Origin of the sequence: Flavobacterium sp. 28YEA47A (assembly GCF_041262125.1) — a bacterium.
In the GTDB taxonomy this organism is placed as follows: Bacteria; Bacteroidota; Bacteroidia; order Flavobacteriales; family Flavobacteriaceae; genus Flavobacterium.
On the sequence record NZ_JBGCCI010000021.1, the window covers coordinates 1 to 4,349 of the forward strand.

1 protein-coding gene is annotated in these 4,349 nt (G+C 57.7%); it reads left to right on the forward strand.

Annotated features, from left to right (window positions below; genetic code table 11):
* Window positions 1-435: 435 nt before the first annotated feature.
* On the forward strand, window positions 436-4,349 hold a 3,914-nt coding region (locus ABH942_RS16595), incomplete at its 3' end, for a T9SS type B sorting domain-containing protein (protein ID WP_370033948.1).

The following is a 4,349-nucleotide window of genomic DNA, read 5'->3' on the forward strand; positions in this document are numbered from 1 at the left end:
GCCCCATTCTGCGTACAGCCAGCTTCAGGCAGTGTTACAATCGAGGTAACGGATGCCCCAGTTGCTACGATATCGACCTCTACACCGGTAATCTGCGAGGGCGGCAACGGTACGGTAACGATTAGCGGAACATTGAATTCTCAGGTTACCTATACGATAAACGGCGGTGCCCCGCGCACCGCGCAGCTTACGACGCCTAACGCTGGGAACCCGGCCCTTGGGGACTACGTCCTGACGCAGGCCCTTACGGCCACCACGACATACGACCTGGTGAGCGTGTCCACCACCGGGGCGACACCATGTACGACAACCCTTACCGGCAGCGCCACCGTCACGGTGACGCCGCTCCCTACGGGCACGATCACGGCTACCGACGCTACGGTATGCCACGGCACGGGCACGACTATCGTGATAACCGGCCCTGCAAACGGCTCGGTGACCTATTCCGTAGGAACGGGCACGCCTATACCGGGCACGCTTGATGCGGCCGGAAGGCTGGCGATCAACACGGGCGCCCTTACGGCTCCGGAGACCTACAGGCTACTGAGCGTGACCACTGCCGGTGCGGTGCCATGCACCAAGGCGCTGAACCTGCAGGCGACCGTTTCGGTAAAGGCGCTCCCTGCGGCGAGCTTCACCGGCCCGGCAAACGTGTGCTCCAACAGCACTGCGCTTTTGGAATTCACGGGAACCCCGGGAGCCACGGTAAGCTTTACCTGGACGGGCGGGGCAGGGGGCACGGGCAGCGTCACCCTTGACGGGGCCGGCTATGCACCGTATACGACCCACCTTATAACGGTACCGACGACCTTTACCCTTACCACGGCGGTAACCACGGGCACTGCACCCTTCTGCAGCGCTACCCTTACGGGCAGCGTCACGGTGAACCCTATCGCTGCGCCTATAATATTCAACCCAACGCCACTTGAGGTGTGCGACGACAATAATGACGGTATTGCGGTATTCAACCTCAGGGACAAGGACCTTGAGATTACGGGCGGCCCGTCGACGCTTATCGTGAGCTACCATGAGACCGAGGCGAACGCACGCAACAACCATTTCCCAAAAGGTCCCCTATACGGCAACCTTACTACGGCCTTCCCTGAGGATGCCCCATATATCATGTGGGTAAGGGTTGAGGAGCCGGGCGGAAGCCAGTGCCCTTCGTTCACGCAGCTTCGCCTGATCGTGAACCGCACGCCGCAGCCTACCTCTCCAAACCCGATCGAGGTCTGTGACGACGCGACTGCTGACGGCTTTGCGACCTTCCCGGACATAAGCCTTAGGGAGGCTGACATGCTCCTGGGTCTTGACCCTAGGGATACCTATACCTTCGAATACTACGAATTTGAAACCGATGCGAAGGCAGCAGTCCCTACAAGGCCCGCGCTTCCTGTGTTCAACTACAATAACACTACGGCCTACAGCCAGACAATCTGGGTCAGGGTATCCACGCCTAAGGGCTGCTTCAAGGCGGTTCCCCTGGAGCTTAAGGTAAACCCTAACCCTGTGGTTGCCGTGCCCCTTCCCGAATACACCCTTTGCGACGATCCTAGCGGTGACGGCTACGAGGTGTTCGACCTTGGCGCGCACAGGCAACAGGTTACCTCGGTACCTGGCATGGAGGTTAAATACTATTTTGACAATGCTGCCCTTGCGGCCGGCACGGAGCTTCCGCTGGCCTACCCGAACGCTGTACCTACGGTGCAGACGATCGTTGTGGGTGTGACCAACACGGCCACAGGCTGCTTCTCCCAGACGACACTTACCCTAAGGGTACAGCAGCGTCCGCTGATTACCGTTCCTGCGGTAGTTCCTACGGCCTGCGACCCTGACGGCAACGGTACAGAACAGTTCGACCTGGATGCGCTTATTCCAGGTATCACGGGAGGTGCGCCTTATGACGTTACCTTCCACGAGACGGAGCAGAATGCTGAGGACGGGGTGTTCCCTTACGTAAGCCCATACAGCAACCTGGCTTCGGGAACCATCTGGATCCGTGCCACGGACAGGACTACGCTGTGCTACTCCGTGGAGCCGCTGCAGCTGATCGTAAACCCTGTTCCGGTAGTTCCTGCGGCTATCGACGACCTTGTGGTGTGCGACACGAATGCGGACGGTATGATGAGGGTAGACCTCCAGGGCCATGCAGAACAGGACCTTCTGGATGCACAGGTTCCGGGCGGTAGCTATACGGTACGCTTCTATACGCTACAGGCGGATGCGGATGCGGGCCTTGGCGGAGCCATCACCACCCCTGCGAGCTATCTGGCTACCAACGGGCAGATTATCTGGGTGAGGGTTACCAATACTGCTACAGGATGCTACAAGACCGGCAGCTTCAAGGTCGTGATCAACCCGTCACTATCCTTCGCTCCGGTAGAATACTCGCTCTGCGATGAGGCCCTTCCGAATGACGGATACACGGTGTTCGACCTTACCACGCAGATCGGAAACCTTACAGGCAACCTTCCAGGGTATACCGTTGCGTTCTATACGCTTGGCGGTACGCTTATTGATCCTGCCAATGCCTATACGAACCAGAATCCAGGAGTTCAGACCCTGAACGTGGTGATTACCAATACTGCTACCACGTGCGAGAGCAGGACGACCCTTACCATCAGGGTAGAGCCGCTTCCCAACCCTAGGACGGATCCCCAGGACATCGAGGCCTGCGACAACGGCACGCCAGGGGACGGGATAGCCGAAGGGGTCGACCTTACGATACGCGAGACCTATATTAGAAACAATACGAACCCTGCGAGTGTAGCGTTCTACTACTATACTAGCCGCGGCCAGGCAGAAGCGGACGGCAACCAGGGCACGACATACCCTAACGCGATTGCCGACCCTACGGACTATGACGGACCTACCGGAACGATATACGTCCTGATGACCACGAATGCGGGCAGCCCGGCGGCAAAGAAATGCTACCAGATAGTGGAGCTTAAGCTTATCGTGCATCCGCTTCCGGCGCTGGCCAGCCCTATACCGGACTATACGGCCTGCGTTGGGGGTGCTACGCATACCTTCACGCTTAGCAGCCACAATATCAGTGTAATCGCATCGGGGCTCAACCCTGCGGACTATACCTTCACGTACTACCATAGCCAGATAGATGCCGATGCGGGAGTAGCGGGAACCCAGCTTCCGGACAGCTACCCTAACGCGACCAACCCTGAGACCGTCTGGGTTAGGGTAGAGAACAAGACAACGAAATGCGTGAGCGTGGGCACGTTCAGCCTAATCGTTGACGAGCCTGCCGTTGCCAATCCGGTGACGGACCCGGCGCTTATTACCAAGTGCGACACGGACGGTACCAACGACGGGCAGACGGACTTCGACCTTACCTCGTTTGATGCTACGGTATTGGGCACCCAGCCTGTAGGTAACTTTACGGTACACTACTATGAGGACCTGGCCAAGGCACAGGCAGACGGTAACCTGGGTACGGCATCGACCAACCCTCAGGCAATCACGAACCTTAACCCTTACCATACGGGTACAAGGATGATCTATGCATTGGTAATCAACAGGACATCGATGACCGGCTGTCCGGCTATTGCCAGCATCCAGCTGACGGTGAATAAGCTGCCGGAGGTAACCCTTACGGGAGGATTCTTCTGTGTGGACCCGGTGACGCTTGACCCTCTGAATACCTTTACCCTTACTGCCAATACGGACAACGGGGCGAACCCTGCGCTGTACACCTACGTGTGGACCAAGGACGGAGGGGTGCTTCCCGATACGGGCGCTACCCTTGTGGTGGACGAGCAGGGAAGCTATACGGTAACGGCTACCAACATTGCTACGGGCTGCGTGTCAGAGCCGTCTGAGCCGGCCATCGTTACGGCTACCTCTGCGGCTATCATCACCGATATTACGGTGACCAATGCCTTCACGGACAATGCCACGATCACCGTGGTAGTCGATCCTACGAGCCTTGGGGACTATGAGTTCAGGCTTGATGAAGGCCCGTGGCAGGACAGTAACGTGTTTGCCCCGGTATCTGCGGGCGAGCATACGGTATATGTTAGGGACAAGAACAACGGGGGCTGTACTGATTCCACGCCTGTCAAGGTGTCGGTAATCGACTATCCGAAGTACTTTACTCCTAATGCCGACGGGTATAATGACACGTGGAACATCATCGGGCTGGCAAACCAGCCGGAGGCTGCGATCTACATCTTTGACCGCTACGGCAAGCTTCTGAAACAGATCAGCCCTGCTGGTACGGGATGGGACGGAACGATGAACGGGCACCCGCTGCCATCGACCGACTACTGGTTCAAGGTACTCTACAAGGAGAACAGTGCGAGCAAGGAGTTCAAGGCTCACTTCTCGTTAAA